Source organism: Streptomyces sp. NBC_01077 (assembly GCF_045162855.1).
Lineage (GTDB): Bacteria > Actinomycetota > Actinomycetes > Streptomycetales > Streptomycetaceae > Streptomyces.
Genome location: NZ_CP108669.1, coordinates 4,536,282 through 4,552,372, shown reverse-complemented (window position 1 = coordinate 4,552,372; position 16,091 = coordinate 4,536,282). Strand labels below are relative to the sequence as shown.

The 16,091-nt window shown below is 73.6% G+C and carries 16 protein-coding genes; 12 read left to right on the top strand and 4 right to left on the bottom strand.

Annotation, left to right across the window (positions count from 1 at the left end; translation table 11 throughout):
• Nucleotides 1-5: 5 nt before the first annotated feature.
• From OG462_RS20300 to OG462_RS20290, 3 genes are all read left to right on the top strand, one after another.
• Nucleotides 6-1,013, top strand: a complete 1,008-nt coding sequence (locus OG462_RS20300) for a glycine betaine ABC transporter substrate-binding protein (RefSeq protein WP_406059472.1) — start codon at nucleotides 6-8, stop codon at nucleotides 1,011-1,013.
• A gap of 130 nt (nucleotides 1,014-1,143) precedes the next feature.
• A complete protein-coding gene (locus OG462_RS20295) occupies nucleotides 1,144-2,253 on the top strand; it encodes a hypothetical protein (protein WP_406059469.1) in 1,110 nt (369 codons plus the stop codon).
• Entirely contained in the window at nucleotides 2,250-2,738 is a 489-nt protein-coding gene (locus OG462_RS20290; RefSeq protein WP_406059468.1) for a GNAT family N-acetyltransferase, read from the top strand. The genes OG462_RS20295 and OG462_RS20290 overlap by 4 nt, the downstream gene beginning before the upstream one ends.
• A 19-nt stretch (nucleotides 2,739-2,757) precedes the next feature.
• Here OG462_RS20290 and OG462_RS20285 read toward each other — a convergent pair whose 3' ends face one another.
• Both OG462_RS20285 and OG462_RS20280 read right to left on the bottom strand, forming a co-directional pair.
• Nucleotides 2,758-3,900, bottom strand: a complete 1,143-nt coding sequence (locus OG462_RS20285) for an NADH-quinone oxidoreductase subunit D (protein WP_406059466.1) — start codon at nucleotides 3,898-3,900, stop codon at nucleotides 2,758-2,760.
• Nucleotides 3,901-3,904: 4 nt separating this feature from the next.
• Nucleotides 3,905-4,954, bottom strand: coding sequence for an SAM-dependent methyltransferase (locus tag OG462_RS20280; protein WP_406059465.1), 1,050 nt, complete (start codon nucleotides 4,952-4,954; stop codon nucleotides 3,905-3,907).
• A gap of 97 nt (nucleotides 4,955-5,051) precedes the next feature.
• Here OG462_RS20280 and OG462_RS20275 point away from each other — a divergent pair, with 97 nt between their 5' ends.
• The 3 genes from OG462_RS20275 to OG462_RS20265 are packed head-to-tail and all read left to right on the top strand — an operon-like array spanning nucleotide 5,052 to nucleotide 7,638.
• A complete protein-coding gene (locus OG462_RS20275) occupies nucleotides 5,052-6,254 on the top strand; it encodes a sensor histidine kinase (protein WP_406059463.1) in 1,203 nt (400 codons plus the stop codon).
• A 56-nt stretch (nucleotides 6,255-6,310) separates the two neighbouring features.
• Nucleotides 6,311-6,988, top strand: a complete 678-nt coding sequence (locus OG462_RS20270) for a response regulator (RefSeq protein WP_406059461.1) — start codon at nucleotides 6,311-6,313, stop codon at nucleotides 6,986-6,988.
• Between the two features lie 32 nt (nucleotides 6,989-7,020).
• Nucleotides 7,021-7,638: an AAA family ATPase gene (locus OG462_RS20265; RefSeq protein WP_406059460.1), complete on the top strand. Its 618-nt coding sequence runs from the start codon at nucleotides 7,021-7,023 to the stop codon at nucleotides 7,636-7,638.
• A gap of 24 nt (nucleotides 7,639-7,662) precedes the next feature.
• On the opposite strand, the gene OG462_RS20260 is transcribed toward OG462_RS20265, so the two are convergent.
• On the bottom strand, nucleotides 7,663-8,751 hold the full coding sequence (locus tag OG462_RS20260) for a DUF5937 family protein (RefSeq protein ID WP_406059458.1): 1,089 nt from the start codon (nucleotides 8,749-8,751) through the stop codon (nucleotides 7,663-7,665).
• Between the two features lie 100 nt (nucleotides 8,752-8,851).
• Between OG462_RS20260 and OG462_RS20255 the strand changes: the two genes are divergently transcribed.
• Nucleotides 8,852-9,058, top strand: coding sequence for a hypothetical protein (locus tag OG462_RS20255; protein WP_406059456.1), 207 nt, complete (start codon nucleotides 8,852-8,854; stop codon nucleotides 9,056-9,058).
• A 167-nt stretch (nucleotides 9,059-9,225) separates the two neighbouring features.
• Here OG462_RS20255 and OG462_RS20250 read toward each other — a convergent pair whose 3' ends face one another.
• Nucleotides 9,226-10,404: a threonine aldolase family protein gene (locus tag OG462_RS20250; RefSeq protein WP_406059454.1), complete on the bottom strand. Its 1,179-nt coding sequence runs from the start codon at nucleotides 10,402-10,404 to the stop codon at nucleotides 9,226-9,228.
• A gap of 125 nt (nucleotides 10,405-10,529) precedes the next feature.
• Between OG462_RS20250 and OG462_RS20245 the strand changes: the two genes are divergently transcribed.
• Genes OG462_RS20245 through OG462_RS20225 form a run of 5 tightly spaced genes read left to right on the top strand, consistent with a single transcriptional unit; the run spans nucleotide 10,530 to nucleotide 16,034 of the window.
• The gene (locus tag OG462_RS20245; protein ID WP_406059452.1) at nucleotides 10,530-11,447 is read left to right on the top strand and encodes a Rossmann-like and DUF2520 domain-containing protein; all 918 of its coding nucleotides are present in this window, start codon (nucleotides 10,530-10,532) and stop codon (nucleotides 11,445-11,447) included.
• Nucleotides 11,444-12,499, top strand: a complete 1,056-nt coding sequence (gene panC / locus OG462_RS20240) for a pantoate--beta-alanine ligase (RefSeq protein WP_406059450.1) — start codon at nucleotides 11,444-11,446, stop codon at nucleotides 12,497-12,499. The genes OG462_RS20245 and panC overlap by 4 nt, the downstream gene beginning before the upstream one ends.
• The gene (locus OG462_RS20235) at nucleotides 12,496-14,190 is read left to right on the top strand and encodes an L-aspartate oxidase (RefSeq protein ID WP_406059449.1); all 1,695 of its coding nucleotides are present in this window, start codon (nucleotides 12,496-12,498) and stop codon (nucleotides 14,188-14,190) included. The genes panC and OG462_RS20235 overlap by 4 nt, the downstream gene beginning before the upstream one ends.
• On the top strand, nucleotides 14,191-15,228 hold the full coding sequence (gene nadC, locus OG462_RS20230; protein ID WP_406059448.1) for a carboxylating nicotinate-nucleotide diphosphorylase: 1,038 nt from the start codon (nucleotides 14,191-14,193) through the stop codon (nucleotides 15,226-15,228).
• The gene (locus OG462_RS20225) at nucleotides 15,228-16,034 is read left to right on the top strand and encodes a type III pantothenate kinase (protein ID WP_389680552.1); all 807 of its coding nucleotides are present in this window, start codon (nucleotides 15,228-15,230) and stop codon (nucleotides 16,032-16,034) included. The genes nadC and OG462_RS20225 overlap by 1 nt, the downstream gene beginning before the upstream one ends.
• Nucleotides 16,035-16,091 lie beyond the last annotated feature (57 nt).

The following is a 16,091-nucleotide window of genomic DNA, read 5'->3' as shown; positions in this document are numbered from 1 at the left end:
TGGGGATGGGTGATCTCGTGAACAGGGTCTCGCGTATCGCGGGCGCGGTGCTGGGGACGGCGGCGCTGACCGTCGTGCTCGCCGCGTGCGGCGGTGACAGCCTGGAGCAGGGCAAGAAGAAGGACTCGGGAAGCGCCGGGGACGCCGGGAACTCGGGCGGCGCGGAGAAGGGCTCGCTGGTCGTCGGCGCGGCGGCCTTCACCGAGGCCAAGGTGCTGGCCGAGCTGTACGCCCAGGCGCTGCGGGACGCCGGATACTCCGTGTCCATCACCACCGTGAAGAATCGCGAGCTGTACGAGCCCTCGCTGGAGAAGGGCGAGATCGACGTCGTCCCCGAATACGCGGCGACGATCGCGGAATTCCTCAACGCGAAGGTGAACGGGTCGAAGGCGCCCGACGAGAAGCCGGTCGCCTCCGGTGACGCGAAGGCCACGGTCGAGGCGCTCCGGAAGCTCGCCGAACCGCGTGGTCTGAAGGTGCTCGCGGTCGGTGCGGCGGTCGATCAGAACGCGTTCGCGGTGACGAAGGAATTCGCCGAGAAGAACAAGCTGAAGACGCTTTCCGATCTCGGTGCCTCGAAGCTGAAGGTGAAGATCGCCGCCGGTGACGAATGCGCGGTACGGCCGTTCTGCGCGCCCGGTCTGAAGAAGACGTACGGGATCGACCTGACCGGGATCGACCCCAAGGGCGTCGGCACCCCGCAGTCCAAGCAGGCGGTGAAGGACGGGGTGGACCAGCTGGTCCTGACGACCACCACGGACGCCACCGTCGACAGCTACGGCCTTGTCTTCCTGGAGGACGACAAGAAGCTGCAGAACGCCGACAACGTGCTGCCCGTGGTCAACGCGAAGGACGCCGGTTCCCCGGAGATAGCCGCCGCCCTGGACAAGATCACCAAGGTGCTGACCACAGCGGATCTCGCCGAACTCAACCGCAAGGTCGACGCCGAGCGGGCGAAGCCTGCGGACGTCGCCAAGGAGTATCTGGAGACGAAGGGGCTGCTCAACAAGTAGGCATCAGGTGAGGGGCGTCGGCCCGAAACGGAACCGGAACGGTGGATATCCACTTCTGGTGACGAGAAGTGGCCAAGAGATTGCCGGGCCGACACCCCACACGGCGCCTACGCACGGTAAATTTCAGGCCATGCCACGTGGACGCCACCGCCATTCCCCGCCTCTGCACAAGCTGCTGCCGCCTTCCGCGGTCGCCGGCGCCGCGGTCGTGTGTGCCGCGGCCGCCTGGCTGCCCGGTGACCTGATCGTCGTACGGCTGCTCGCGGCCGCCGCGGCGGCCGCCGCCGTCACCGGTGCCGTCCTCATGCGCAGTTGGGACCGGAGCGCCGGCCTGCGGGTCGCCGAGCTCGACCGGGCCCGCACCGCCGACCAGTGGAAGGCCGAGGAGCGGGTCGCCGAGCTGGAGTCCGACGTGGAGGAGGCCCGCGCGCTCCGCTCCCGGCTCGACGCCAAGCTCCGCGCCAAGCGCGTGGAGCTGGCCGGGCTGCGCGGCGAGCACGCCGATCTCCTCCGCCGGTACGCCACGGCCGAGACCGAGCGGGCCAGCGCTCTGGAGGGCGCCCGGGTCCTGGCCCTGGAATCGGCGTCCGGTACGGCCTCCGGTGCCGCCAAGGCGCTGCCCGCCGGCTCCCCGCTCACCCCCGAGGCCTTCCGCCGCGCCGCCCAGGCGCTGCGTGACCTCCCGCGCAACGCCGCGGCCCAGCAGGCCCGCCACACCCTTGAGGCCGCCCGTGCGCGTGACCTCGCCGAGCGGGCCCGTGAGACGGAGGAGCCGCAGGGGAAGCACGCGGCGGCCGCCGGATCCGAGCACAGCCGCCCGGCCGCCCCCGCCCTCGCGCTCCCGCCGGCCGCGCCGGTCCCGCCCGCCTCCACGATGGTCCCGGCGGTGCCGACCGCGTCCGCGATCGTCCCGTACGCGGCTCGCAGGCCCGTCCTGCGCCCAGAGGGCGGATTCGACTTCTTCGGGACGCAGAAGGCGGCCGCCGCCATCGAGGCCGTGCAGAACACCGACCTCGCCGACGTCGTGGGCGAAGAGGTCCTCGAAGAGGCCCTCGCCGCCCAGGCCGCGCTCGGCGCCCCGCTCCTCACCCCGATCAGCCCCACCGGCACCCCGGTCAACCCGCTCGCCCCCCGTGCCCCGGCGCCGGCCCAGGCGATCGGCCAGGTCATCGACCTGACCGCGCACGACGAGACCGAGCAGCTGGACGTGGCCGAGCTGCGCGGAGCGGTGAACTCGTGACGTACCGCCTCGCCTACCTCCCGGCAGGTGAGGCCGCCCGGCACCGCGACGAACTGCTCGCCCTGTGCGCCCAGGCCTTCTGCGGCGCCCCCTGGCACGAACCGCCGCTCGGCGCCGTACGCACCGTGGACCGGCTGCTCGACTCGGCCGCGCGGAAGGACGGCTTCAACGCCGTGGTCGCGCTCGACACCGACGGTGCCCTGCTCGGGTTCGCGGCCGGCTGGACCGACACCGCCCTGACCGGCGGGGAGCCCGCCTTCGAACTCGCCGAACTCGTCGTCGCCCCCGGCCACCAGGGGCGCGGCATCGGCCGCGCGCTCCACGACGCCCTGCTCGTGGTCGGGGCGCCGGGCCGGGCCCTCCTCATGACCCTCGACGTACCGGAACTGACGGACCGGTACGAGCACTGGGGCTGGACCGTGGTCGACCGGCGCCGCCCCGGCAAGGAGGAGCGGGAGTACGTCGTGATGAGCTGCGGGCGCTGACCCCCGGCCAGGGGCCCGGCTACTTGTCGATGTCGCCGACGACGAAGAACAGCGAGCCCAGGATCGCCACCATGTCGGCGACGAGCGTCCCCGGCAGCAGCTCGACGAGCGCCTGGATGTTGTTGAACGAGGCCGAGCGCAGCTTCAGCCGGTACGGGGTCTTCTCGCCCTTGGACACCAGGTAGTAGCCGTTGACGCCGAGCGGATTCTCGGTCCACGCGTACGTGTGGCCCTCCGGCGCCTTGAGCACCTTCGGCAGCCGCTGGTTGATCGGCCCCGGCGGCAGCTCCGCCATCCGGTCGAGGCACGCGTCCGCGAGGTCCAGGGAGTTGTGCGTCTGCTCCAGCAGGCACTCGAACCGGGCCAGGCAGTCGCCCTCCTGGCGCACGGCGACCCGCAGGGTGTCCCGCAGCTCCCCGTAGGCCAGGTACGGCTCGTCGCGGCGCAGGTCGAAGTCGACGCCCGAGGCGCGGGCGATGGGCCCCGACACCCCGTACGCGTGGACCGCGGCCGGGGACAGGACGCCGACCCCGCGCGTACGGCCCCGGAAGATCTCGTTGCCGAGGACGAGCCGGTCGTACACGTCCATCCGCGAGCGCACGTCGGCGACGGCCTGACGGGCCCGGCCCAGCCAGCCGGCGGGCAGGTCCTCCTTGAGGCCGCCGACCCGGTTGAACATGTAGTGCATCCGGCCGCCGGAGACCTCCTCCATCACCGCCTGGAGCTCCTCGCGCTCCCGGAAGGCGTGGAAGACCGGGGTGATACCGCCCAGTTCGAGGGGGTACGAGCCGAGGAACATCAAATGGTTGAGGACCCGGTTCAGCTCGGCGAGCAGCGTACGGGTCCACACCGCGCGCTCGGGGACCTCCATGCCCAGCATCCGCTCGACGGCCATGACCACGCCGAGCTCGTTGGAGAAGGCGGAGAGCCAGTCGTGACGGTTGGCCAGCATGATGATCTGCCGGTAGTCCCGCGCCTCGAAGAGCTTCTCGGCACCGCGGTGCATATAGCCGATCACCGGCTCGGCCTGCCGTACGACCTCGCCGTCGAGCACGAGCCGGAGCCGGAGCACACCATGGGTCGAGGGATGCTGCGGCCCGATGTTCAGCACCATGTCGGTGCTCTCCGCCGCGCCGCCGATGCCGACCGTCGTCTCCGTCATGCGGTCAGTATCCCCCCTGCCCCGGCGGCTTCGTCGCCCCGCCCGGGACCCGCCGGGTCAGCCACAGGAAGTCGCCGAGACCGCCGCGGGCGGTGAGCTCGGCGGCCTCCCCGGCGGAGGACAGGGCGCGGACGTACGCGGCGGGATCGGTCGAGGCGAGCGAGAGCGGGGGGCGTCCACCGGACACCCCGAGCCCACGGAGGGCCTCCCGCTGTGAGACCAGCTCGGCCACGGGTGACCTCTCCGAGGCCGCCCCGACCGCCGCCGCGCACGCGTCCAGCGCCACATGGGCGGTCAGGTCGCAGCTGCCGTCCGGGACCGGCGGGACCTCGCGGCCCCCACGGAAGCCCGTCAGGGAGCCGAAGGGCGGCCGGGCGTCCCGTACGTGCGCGTAGTCCACGGCCACCGCGCGGCCCGCCGTCAGCGAGGCCACGGCCGACGCCCACGCCTCGTCGCGCGGTCGGCCGATCTCGGCCCGCGCGCCCGGCTCCCGCAGCGGCCACCAGCGGGCCAGCCACTCCGCGTCCGGGCCGGAGACGGGACCGCCGAGCCGTTCCGTGCCGTCCGCGCGGACCTCCACGTACCGGGCCGTGCCCTCCGCGTCCGCCTCGGCCACGTCCACCGGCACGTTGTCGAGCCACTCGTTCGCGAAGACCAGCCCCCGCACGCCCCTGGGCAGCCGGTCGGTCCACTCGATCCGGGGGTCGAGCCCCGCGGGGCGGGCGGCGCGCTCGACGGCGTACGCCCGGACGGTGAGGCCGCGCGTGAGGCCGCTCGTGGAGCCGTCGCCGCCCCCGATCGCCGCGAGCACCCCCGTCAGCAGCTCCCCCCGCCCCGCGCCCACGTCCACGAGATCGACCTCGGCCGTTCCCAGCTCCTCCGCGACCTCGGCGAGCAGCCGGGCCACCGCCGCCGCGAAGAGCGGGGAGGCGTGCACCGAGGTGCGGAAGTGCCCCGCCGGCCCCTCGGGCCGCAGATAGAAGCCCCCGGGGCCGTACAGCGCCCGTTCCGTGGCCTGCCGCCACCCCTGCCACTGACACGTCTCATCCGTCACGCGCCCCAGTCTCCACCTCGGGGAGTACGGGTCCCGCGCCAAGGATCGACCCCACGGTTGATCCCTGCACCTATCTCCCTTCCCTACTCTGGGTGACGTGCAGCGCCTCTACGACTTCCTCCGCAGACACCCGACGGGCGTCGACACCTTCTGGGCCGTCGTCCTCCTGGGGTTCTCCATGCTGTGGGTGGCGTCAGCGGGCACGGTGCAGGGCCACCCCCTCGGGTACGTTCTCGTCGCCGTGCTCTTCTCCCTGGTCGTGGCCCTGCGGCGACGCGCACCGGAGAAGATGCTGGTGCTCGCGGTCGGCCTCGGGCTCGCCCAGCTCGGCTTCGGCCTGGTGCCGTTCATGGCCGACTTCGCGATGCTCGTGATCATCTACACCGTCGCGGCGCACGACGGACCCCGCTGGGCGTCCCGGCTCGCGCTCGCCGGCGGACTCTCGGCCGCCACGCTCTCCCAGCTGAGATGGCCCATGGAGGGCCCCGGGTCCGACGCGGCCAGGGTCTTCTTCACGATCATCATGACCGTGCCGTTCGCGCTCGCCTGGGTGCTCGGCGACTCGCTCCGCACCCGCCGCGCCTACTTCGCGCAGCTGGAGGAGCGGGCCTCCCGGCTGGAGCAGGAGCGCGAGGCCCAGGCCAAGGTCGCGGTCGCCGCCGAGCGGGCCCGGATCGCCCGCGAGCTGCACGACGTCGTCGCGCACAACGTGTCGGTGATGGTGGTGCAGGCCGACGGCGCCGCGTACGTCATGGACTCCTCTCCGGAGACCGCCAAGCAGGCCCTCGACACCATCTCCACCACCGGCCGACAGGCGCTCGCCGAGATGCGCAGGCTGCTCGGCATCCTGCGTACGGGGGAGCACCAGGAGGCCGGGGAGTACGTGCCGCAGCCCGACGTGAAGCAGATCGAGGACCTCGTCGAGCAGGTGCGGAGCGCCGGTCTCACCGTGGACTTCGCGATCGAGGGGAGCCCGCGGCCGCTGCCCAGCGGCGTCGAGCTCACCGCGTACCGGATCGTGCAGGAAGCCCTCACCAACACGCGCAAGCACGGCGGTCCTGACGTCGGGGCCAGCGTCCGGCTGGTGTACTTCGACGACGGCCTCGGACTGCTCGTCGAGGACGACGGCCGGGGAGCGCCGCAGGAGATGTACGAGGACGGGGGCGCCGACGGCCGGGGCCACGGTCTGATCGGCATGCGGGAGCGGGTCGGCATGGTCGGCGGCACGCTGGACGCGGGCCCGCGTCCCGGCGGAGGCTTCCGGATCAGCGCCCTGCTCCCTCTCAAGCCCGCTCACTGACGACGAAGCCCGCTCACCGACGTCGAGCCCCCTCCCTGACGACCCGAAGGAATCTGATGTCCATCCGCGTGATGCTTGTCGACGACCAGGTGCTGCTGCGCACCGGTTTCCGTATGGTGCTCGCCGCCCAGCCGGACATGGAGGTCGTGGCGGAGGCGGGCGACGGGGTCGAGGCGCTGGAGGTGCTCCGTTCGACGGCGGTCGACGTCGTGCTGATGGACGTGCGCATGCCCAAGCTCGACGGGGTGGAGGCGACGCGGCGGATCTGCTCGCAGCCGGACGCCCCGAAGGTGCTGATCCTGACCACCTTCGACCTCGACGAGTACGCGTTCTCGGGGCTGAAGGCGGGCGCGAGCGGCTTCATGCTGAAGGACGTCCCCCCGGCGGAGCTGCTCGGCGCGATCCGTTCGGTGCACAGCGGCGACGCGGTCGTGGCCCCCTCGACCACCCGCCGGCTGCTCGACCGGTTCTCGCCGATGCTGCCGTCGACGGGCCGGGAGCCCGAGCGCAAGGAGCTGGGGCGGCTCACGGAGCGGGAGCGCGAGGTGATGATGCTGGTCGCGCAGGGCCTGTCGAACGGCGAGATCGCCGCCCGGCTCGTCCTCTCCGAGGCGACGGTGAAGACCCATGTGGGCCGCATCCTGACCAAGCTGGGCCTGCGCGACCGGGTCCAGGTCGTCGTCCTCGCGTACGAGACGGGCCTGGTCCGCGCGGGCGGCGGCGCGGCGGGCTGAGCGGGGGACGGCTGATTCCGGAGGGCGGCCCGATGCTGCTGTGGATCAACGGCCCCTTCGGCGGGGGCAAGACCCAGACCGCGTACGAGCTCCGGCGCCGACTGCCCGGCAGCGTGGTGTGCGACCCGGAACACGTCGGCTTCGGTCTCCACCGCACCCTGCCGCCCGCCCTGAGAGGCGACTTCCAGGACCTGCGGGCCTGGCGGCAGGGCGTGTACGAGGTGCTCGACCTGACGCTGCGGCGGGCCGTCGACCTGCCCGGTCCGGTGATCGTGCCGATGACGCTGGTGGAACCGGCGTACTTCGAGGAGCTCGTCGGCCGGCTGCGTACGGTGCACGGCGTGGACCGGGTGCACCACTTCGCGCTGCTCGCGCCGCGCGAGACGGTTCTGAAGCGGCTGGCGGAGCGGGGCCTCGGGCGTGGCCTGAAGCGCGAGAGCTTCGCGGTGAGCAAGCTGGACCTCTGCCTGGAGCGGCTGAACGGGCCCGAGTTCGCCCACCACATCCGTACCGACCGGCTGACGGTCCCGCAGGTCGCCGACGAGGTGGCTCGCACGGCGGGCCTCCGGATCGAACCGAACAGGGACGGACGGCTGCGGCACCGCCTGCGCCGGGTCCGGGTGGGGCTCGCCCACCTCCGCTTCGACTAGACGCCGGCTGGACGTCGGCGTCGGCTACCGCAGCACGCTCTCCAGGAAGTCGCTGCCGAGGCGGGCGACGACGGAGAAGTCGAGCTGGTGCAGCACGTAGCGGCCACGGCGCTGCGTGGTGAGCAGGCCCGCCTTCTTCAGGACGGAGAGATGGCGGGAGACCTCGGGTGCGGTGATGCCGTACGCGTCGGCCAGCTCGCTCGTGGAGTACGAGCCGCGCGCCAGGTTGCGGCACAGCCGCATCCGCATCGGGTGGGCGATGGCCTCCAGGCGCAGTTTGACCGTCTCGACGGGCTCGACGCCGCCGACCTCACGGGTGGCGGCCGGGTACTGGATCACCGGCTGCCAGCCGGGGGCGCTGGTGGCGAAGAGGTGGGGCCAGCCGAACGCGGTCGGTACCAGCGTCACGGCGGAGCCCTGCGCCTCGGTCCGGCCGTGCACCAGCTTGTCGACGACGATCCGGCTGCCGTGCGGCCCTTCCTCCAGGGCGAGCGCGGGCGACGCGGCCGTCAGGGCCTCGGCAAGACCCTTGCGGCGCAGCAGCTCGGTCTTGTGGCGGGCGTCGGCGGCGAGCTGGACGCGGACCCGGCGCCAGGTGTCGGCGAAGAACGCGTCGTCGCAGTCCTCCAGGAGCCGGCGGACCCACGCGCGCGTGGTGGTCGGCTCGGCCAGCATCCGCTCCACGAACGCGGCCTGGCGCGGCCCGCGTGCGGTGGCCAGGTCGAGGGCGCGGCGGCGGGACTGCTCGTCGACCAGCGGGGAGGGGATGCCCTCGGAGTAGCGGCTGCTGCAGGAGATCTCCAGGGCCGCGCCGACGTACTTCTCGTCGTCCATGCGGTCGAGGTCGTCCAGCTCCTCGGCGAGCGTCTCGCGCGGCCGCGCGGGCAGCAGGAAGTCGGAGCGGGTGGACCGCCACATGAAGTCGGCCTCGTGCAGCCGGTCCGCGAGTTCGGGTTTCATCGCGGCGGAGGTGGCGGTCGTCCAGGCGTGCAGCCGGGCGTGATGGGCGGGCTCGGCGAGGGCGTGCAGGGCGTTGCCGAGCTCCGCCAGCGGCGAGGGGCAGAAGGTGATCCGCTCGTGCGGCAGTCCGGTGATGTCGATGGTCACGCTCACGCCCCTATGGTGCAGGGCCCGGAGGGGGCGGTGTCGCGCCGTTTGACGAGCGCCGTCAATCGGCGGGCCCAGGGGCCGGGGCACAGCGCACGGTGAGGACATGAACGCGCTCCAGCAGTACCAGTTCGACACGTACCGCGCCGCCCAGCTGGGTGAGCCGACACCCCCGGCACCCGGCACCCACGACGTCGCCGTCCTGCGGTCGGTCCGCGACCGGCGCCGCTTCGAGCGGGTGATGGCGGGCCGCCCGGCGCGGGGCCGCCTCCGGGCCGCCCTGCGCCGCCGGCTGCGTCCGCACGCCTGCTGAGCGGGTCTCACCCGATCCGTGCGCCTGCCGGCCGAGGTCTCACCCGGTCCGCGCGGGTGCCGTGCGGGGCCTCACCCGATCCGCGCGGGTGCCGGCCGGGGTCTCATCCGATGCGTACGCCTGCCGACCGGGGTCTCACCCGATCCGTGCGCCTGCCGGCCGAGGTCTCACCCGATCCGTGCCACGAAGTCCCGTACCGCCGCCTTCACGTCCTCCGCCGTCCACTCCAGACCCGGTCCCGCCACCATCAGCTCCGTCACGGCGACCCCCGGCGGGCCGCCCGCGCCCGGGGTGAACCAGCGGCGGAAGAGGACCGTGCCGGTGGCCTCGGTCTGGGCGAGGGCCGCCGCCGTCAGGGTCTCGGCGGCGTACGGCAGCCAGACCTGGAACTGGTGGGTGTGCGGGGCCTCCGGGTGGACCCGGAACCACCCCGACCCCGCCTCCGCGAGCGCCTCCCGTACCGCGTCGGCCACCACGCGCGCGTGGGCCACGTACGACGGCAGCCGGGGCAGCTCGACGTCCAGGCCCCGGAGCGCGGAGAGCGCCGCCGGGTACTGCTGGAAGACCAGCCCCCCGTACCGGTGCCGCCACACCCTGGCCTCCGCCATGACGTCCTCGGGGCCGGCGAGCACGGCGCCGGACAGCCCGCCGAGCGACTTGTAGAACGAGACGTAGACGCTGTCGGCGAGCCCCGCGATCTCCGCGAGCGGACGGCCGAAATGCGTCGGGCACTCCCAGAGCCGCGCCCCGTCGAAGTGGACCACGGCGTCCCGTTCCCGGGCCGCCTCCACCACCTCGGTCAGCTCCTCCCAGGACGGCAGGACGAAGCCGGCGTCCCGCAGCGGCAGCTCCAGCATCAGCGTCCCGAAGGGCTCCGGATGGTCCCGTACCTCCTCGGCCGTCGGCAGCCGGGGCGCGTCCGTCGGGTGGACGGTACGGAGCCCTGAGACGGCCGCGAACGCGCCGTCCTCGTGGACCTCGGGGTGGGCGAGCGGGTGGAGGGCGACGACGGGGCTGCCGGTCCGCCCGGCCCAGCAGCGCAGCGCCACCTGCTGGGCCATCGTGCCGGTGGGGAAGAAGACGGCGGCGGGGAAGCCGAGCTCCTCGGCGACGCGCCGTTCGAGTTCCTCGACGAGCCCGTCCCCGTACGTGTCGAGCGGCGCCTCGCCGTGTCCGGCGGCCTCCGCCCAGTCGGTCAGTTCGCGCATCCGTCGCCCGACCGTGCCGTCCACCGGGGTGTCCCACAGCTTGCGGTCGGCACCGCCCCAGACCTTCGCCCGGTACAGCCGGGCCGCTTCCTCGTCCACAGATTCCACAGCAGAGTCCATCGCATCCACAGGTTCCATGGACTGATCATCACACCACCACCCACACCCTGTGGACAGCCACGGAGCACCGCGAAACGCTGGCGTAGCATGACCAGAAATCGTCCGGTACCCGCCGAGGACTGGAACGGAAGGCCGTCCCCACCGTGAACGCACCAGCAGCGCCAGAGCCCCGAGCCGAGGACCGACCCGCCCGGCTCACCGTCGGAGTCGTCGGCGCAGGCCGCGTGGGCCCCGCCCTCGCCGCCGCCCTCCGGCTCGCCGGGCACCGCCCCGTCGCCGTCTCCGCGGTCTCCGACGCCTCCCGGCGGCGCGCCGCGGAGCTCCTGCCCGACGTGCCGGTCGTCGAGCCCGCACGCGTCCTCGCCCTCGCCGACCTGGTCCTGCTGACCGTGCCGGACGACGCCCTGACCGGTCTGGTCGAGGGCCTCGCCGACACCGGGGCCGTACGGCCGGGACAGCTGATCGTGCACACCTCCGGGCGGTACGGGGCACGGGTCCTGGACCCCGTCCGGCGTGCGGGTGCCCTGCCGCTCGCCCTGCACCCGGCGATGACCTTCACGGGCACCCCGGTCGACGTCCAGCGGCTGGCCGGCTGCTCCTTCGGGGTGACCGCGCCCGAGGAGCTGCGGCTCGCGGCCGAGGCCCTGGTGATCGAGATGGGCGGCGAGCCCGAGTGGATCGCCGAGGACTCCCGCCCGCTCTACCACGCGGCACTGGCGCTCGGCGCGAACCACCTGGTCACGTTGGTGGCCCAGTCGATGGAGCTGCTGGACAAGGCCGGGGTCGCCGCCCCGGACCGGATGCTGGGCCCGCTCCTGGGCGCCGCCCTGGACAACGCGCTGCGGTCCGGGGACGGGGCCCTCACGGGCCCGGTCGCGCGCGGTGACGCCGGCACGGTCGCCGCGCATGTCGCCGAACTGCGCAAGCACGCGCCCGGCACGGTCGCCGGCTATCTGGCGATGGCCCGCACGACCGCCGACCGCGCGCTCGCGCACGGCCTGCTCAAGCCCGAGCTGGCCGAGGACCTGCTGGGCGTACTCGCCGAGGGGGAGCCCCGATGAACACCTCGCCCGCCACCCCCTTCGCGCCGGTCCGCACGGCGCGGGAGCTGCGTGCCCTGGACGTCGGGAGCGACGTCCCGCGGGCCGTCGTCATGACCATGGGCGCCCTGCACGAGGGCCACGCCACCCTGATCCGTACCGCCCGCGAGCGGGTCGGGGCCGACGGCACCGTCGTCGTCACCGTCTTCGTCAACCCGCTCCAGTTCGGCGCCGGCGAGGACCTCGACCGCTACCCCCGCACCCTCGACGCCGACCTGAAGGTCGCCTTCGACGCGGGCGCGAGCGCCGTGTTCGCGCCCTCCGCCGACGAGGTCTACCCGGGCGGAGAACCCCAGGTCCGGATCACCGCGGGCCCCATGGGCGAGCGTCTCGAAGGCGCCTCCCGGCCCGGTCACTTCGACGGCATGCTGACCGTCGTCGCCAAGCTGCTCCACCTCACCGCCCCCGACCTGGCCTTCTTCGGCCAGAAGGACGCCCAGCAGCTGGCCCTGATCCGCCGCATGGCCCGCGACCTGAACTTCCCGGTCGAGATCGTCGGCGTGCCGACGGTCCGCGAGACCGACGGCCTCGCCCTCTCCAGCCGCAACCGCTACCTGTCGTCGGACGAGCGTCGTACCGCGCTCGCGCTCTCCGGCGCGCTGTTCGCCGCCCGTGACCGGCTCGCCGCCCAGGAGGCGCTGCGCGCGCGTGCCGCGGCCCTGCCAGGTGCCCAGAACCGGGGCGAGAACCGTGCCGAGGCCCTCTCCCGGCTCGGCGAGGCGCGGGCCGCCGCCGACGCCCACGCGGTCGCGCAGGCCGCCGAGGGCTGCGGCGCCGAGGCCGTACGGGCCGCGGCCCGCGGGGTGCTCGACGACGCGTCACGGGCCGAGCCGCCGCTCGTCCTGGACTACCTCGCCCTCGTCGACCCCGCCGACTTCACCGAGGTCGCCGACGACCACGACGGGGACGCGATCCTCGCCGTCGCCGCGCGCGTGGGCGCGACGCGGCTGATCGACAACATCCCCCTCCTCCTCGGAGCCACCATGTCCACCATGTTCGGAGCCACCCAGTGACCGGAATACGGCTGCACGCCCCCGCGCCCGGCTGGGACATCGACGCCGACGTCGTCGTGGTCGGCTCCGGCGTCGCGGGTCTCACCGCCGCCCTGCGCTGCACCGCCGCCGGGCTCCGTACGGTCGTGGTCACCAAGGCCCGGCTCGACGACGGCTCCACCCGCTGGGCCCAGGGCGGCATCGCCGCCGCGCTCGGCGACGGCGACACCCCCGAGCAGCACCTGGACGACACGCTCGTCGCCGGTGCCGGGCTCTGCGACGAGCGGGCCGTGCGGGCCCTCGTCACCGAGGGCCCCGACGCCGTCCGCCGGCTGATCGCGACCGGCGCGGACTTCGACAAGACCGCCGACGGCGAGATCGCGCTGACCCGCGAGGGCGGCCACCACCGCCGCCGCATCGCGCACGCGGGCGGGGACGCGACCGGCGCCGAGATCTCCCGTGCCCTGGTCGAGGCGATACGGGACCGGGGCGTGCGCACCATCGAGCACGCCCTCGTCCTGGACCTCCTGACGGACGCCGAGGGCCGTACGGCGGGCGTGACCCTGCACGTCATGGGCGAGGGCCAGCACGACGGCGTCGGCGCCGTCCACGCGCCCGCGGTGGTCCTCGCCACCGGCGGCATGGGCCAGGTCTTCTCCGCCACCACCAACCCGGCGGTCTCCACCGGCGACGGCGTCGCGCTGGCGCTGCGCGCCGGGGCCGAGGTCTCCGACCTGGAGTTCGTCCAGTTCCACCCCACGGTGCTCTTCCTCGGCGCAGGCTCCGAGGGCCAGCAGCCGCTGGTCTCCGAGGCGGTACGGGGCGAGGGCGCCCACCTGGTCGACGCCGACGGCGTCCGCTTCATGACGGGGCAGCACGAGCTGGCCGAGCTGGCGCCCCGGGACATCGTCGCCAAGGCGATCACGCGCCGCATGCAGGAGCACGGCACCGAGAACATGTACCTCGACGCCCGCCACTTCGGCGCAGAGATGTGGGAGGAGCGTTTCCCGACGATCCTCGCGGCCTGCCGCTCGCACGGCATCGACCCGGTGACGGAGCCGATCCCGGTCGCCCCTGCCGCCCACTACGCGTCCGGCGGCGTCCGGACGGACCTGCGGGGCCGGACGACCGTCCCGGGCCTGTACGCGTGCGGTGAGGTCGCCTGTACGGGCGTCCACGGCGCCAACCGGCTCGCCTCGAACTCGCTCCTCGAGGGCCTGGTCTTCGCCGAGCGGATCGCCGACGACGTCATCGCCGCCGCCCCGCGCGTGCCGGGCGCCCCGGTGCCGCCCGCGGCCCCGGTGACCCTGCCGCTGCCCGTGGCCGGTGCCCGGACGCGTATCCAGCGGATCATGACGGCCGGTGCCGGGGTGCTGCGCTCCGAGGCCAGCCTGCGGGAGGCCGCCGAGGCCCTCGACGCCCTGCACAGCGACGCCCTCGCGGGCGGCACGGACGACACCAAGGCCGGCGAGCCGGGCGTGGACTCCTGGGAGACCACCAACCTGCTGTGCGTCTCCCGGGTCCTGGTCGCCGCCGCCCGTCGCCGCGAGGAGACCCGCGGCTGCCACTGGCGCGAGGACCACCCGGACCGCGACGACGCGGACTGGCGCCGGCATCTCGTCGTACGTCTCACCCCGGAGCGGACCCTCGACGTCCGGACGACCGGCACGCATGACTTTCCCTCCACCTCCGATGCCCCCAGGGAGCCGTAAGTGACCACGCCCGAGGAAGCCCGTCCCCAGCCCGTGGACGTCCCTCTGATCCAGATCAGCGCCGCGTCGGCGACCTCCGCGTCTCCCGAGGGGGACGCCGGTGGCTGCGGCGACGGCTGTGGCTGCGGCGGCGCCGAGGAGTTCGAGTGCGGGCTCGACCCGGCGCTCGCCGAGCTGCTCGCGGACGCCGGTCTCGACCCCGTACAGGTCGAGGACATCGCCCACCTCGCGATCGCCGAGGACCTCGACGGCGGTGTCGACGTGACGACCATGGCGACCGTCCCCGAGGACGCCGTCGCCACCGCCGACTTCACCGCCCGCGAGGCCGGTGTCGTGGCCGGTCTGCGCGTCGCCGAGGCCGTGCTCTCGATCGTGTGCGACGACGAGTTCGAGGTCGAGCGGCACGTCGAGGACGGCGAGCGCGTCGAGGCCGGGGACGTGCTCCTCAGCGTCACCGCCCGCACCCGCGACCTGCTCACCGGCGAGCGCAGCGCGCTCAACATCCTGTGCCGCCTCTCCGGCATCGCGACCGCCACGCGCGCGTGGGCGGACGTCCTGGAGGGCACGAAGGCCAAGGTCCGTGACACCCGCAAGACGACGCCGGGCCTGCGCGCCCTGGAGAAGTACGCGGTCCGCTGCGGCGGCGGCGTCAACCACCGCATGTCGCTCTCCGACGCGGCCCTGGTGAAGGACAACCACGTGGTGGCGGCCGGTGGCGTGGCCGAGGCCTTCAAGGCCGTGCGCGAGCTGTTCCCCGAGCTGCCCATCGAGGTCGAGGTCGACACGATGCCCCAGGTCCGCGAGGTCCTGGACGCGGGCGCCGACCTGATCCTGCTCGACAACTTCACTCCGGCGCAGACCGAGGAGGCCGTCGCCCTCGTCGCCGGCCGCGCCGCCCTGGAGTCCTCGGGCCGGCTGACCCTGGAGAACGCGGCCGCGTACGCCGCGACCGGCGTGGACTACCTGGCGGTCGGCGGCCTCACCCACTCCTCCCCGATCCTCGACATCGGCCTCGACCTGCGCGAGGTGCGGGCCTGATGCTGCTCACCATCGACGTCGGCAACACGCACACGGTCCTCGGTCTCTTCGACGGTGACGAGATCGTCGAGCACTGGCGGATCTCCACCGATCCGAGCCGCACCGCCGACGAGATGGCGGTCCTCCTCCAGGGCCTCATGGGTATGCACCCGCTGCTCGGCGTCGAGCTGAGCGACGGCATCGAGGGGATCGCCATCTGCGCGACGGTCCCCTCGGTGCTGCACGAGCTGCGTGAGGTGACGCGGCGGTACTACGGGGACGTTCCGGCGGTCCTGGTGGAGCCGGGCGTCAAGACGGGCGTCCCGGTCCTCACGGACAACCCCAAGGAGGTCGGTGCGGACCGCGTGATCAACGCGGTCGCGGCCGTCGAGCTCTACGGCGGCCCGGCGATCGTCGTCGACTTCGGGACGGCGACGACGTACGACGCGATCACCGCGCGCGGCGAGTACGCGGGCGGGGCGATCGCGCCGGGCATCGAGATCTCGGTCGAGGCGCTCGGGGTCAAGGGCGCCATGCTCCGCAAGATCGAGCTGGCCCGGCCGCGCAGTGTCATCGGCAAGAACACGGTCGAGGCGATGCAGTCCGGCATCGTCTACGGCTACGCAGGCCAGGTCGACGGCGTCGTCGCCCGCATGAAGCGGGAGCTCGTCGGCGCGAACGGCGACCCGTCGGACGTGACGGTGATCGCGACCGGCGGCCTGGCGCCGATGGTCCTCGCCGACTCCAAGGAGATCGACGAGCACGAGCCCTGGCTGACCCTGATCGGCCTGCGCCTGGTGTACGAGCGGAACGTCTCCCGCATGTGAGGGCGGCCGCGTGCGGCTACGGCCGTCGGCGCGCCGGAATGATCGCTAAGAGAAAAT

Coding starts and splice junctions, on each gene's coding strand:
- OG462_RS20300 (WP_406059472.1), top strand. CDS start 6: ATGGGTGATCTCGTGAACAGGGTCTCGCGTATCGCGGGCGCGGTGCTG.
- OG462_RS20295 (WP_406059469.1), top strand. CDS start 1,144: ATGCCACGTGGACGCCACCGCCATTCCCCGCCTCTGCACAAGCTGCTG.
- OG462_RS20285 (WP_406059466.1), bottom strand. CDS start 3,900: ATGACGGAGACGACGGTCGGCATCGGCGGCGCGGCGGAGAGCACCGAC.
- OG462_RS20270 (WP_406059461.1), top strand. CDS start 6,311: ATGTCCATCCGCGTGATGCTTGTCGACGACCAGGTGCTGCTGCGCACC.
- OG462_RS20265 (WP_406059460.1), top strand. CDS start 7,021: ATGCTGCTGTGGATCAACGGCCCCTTCGGCGGGGGCAAGACCCAGACC.
- OG462_RS20255 (WP_406059456.1), top strand. CDS start 8,852: ATGAACGCGCTCCAGCAGTACCAGTTCGACACGTACCGCGCCGCCCAG.
- OG462_RS20250 (WP_406059454.1), bottom strand. CDS start 10,404: ATGGAACCTGTGGATGCGATGGACTCTGCTGTGGAATCTGTGGACGAG.
- panC (WP_406059450.1), top strand. CDS start 11,444: ATGAACACCTCGCCCGCCACCCCCTTCGCGCCGGTCCGCACGGCGCGG.
- OG462_RS20225 (WP_389680552.1), top strand. CDS start 15,228: ATGCTGCTCACCATCGACGTCGGCAACACGCACACGGTCCTCGGTCTC.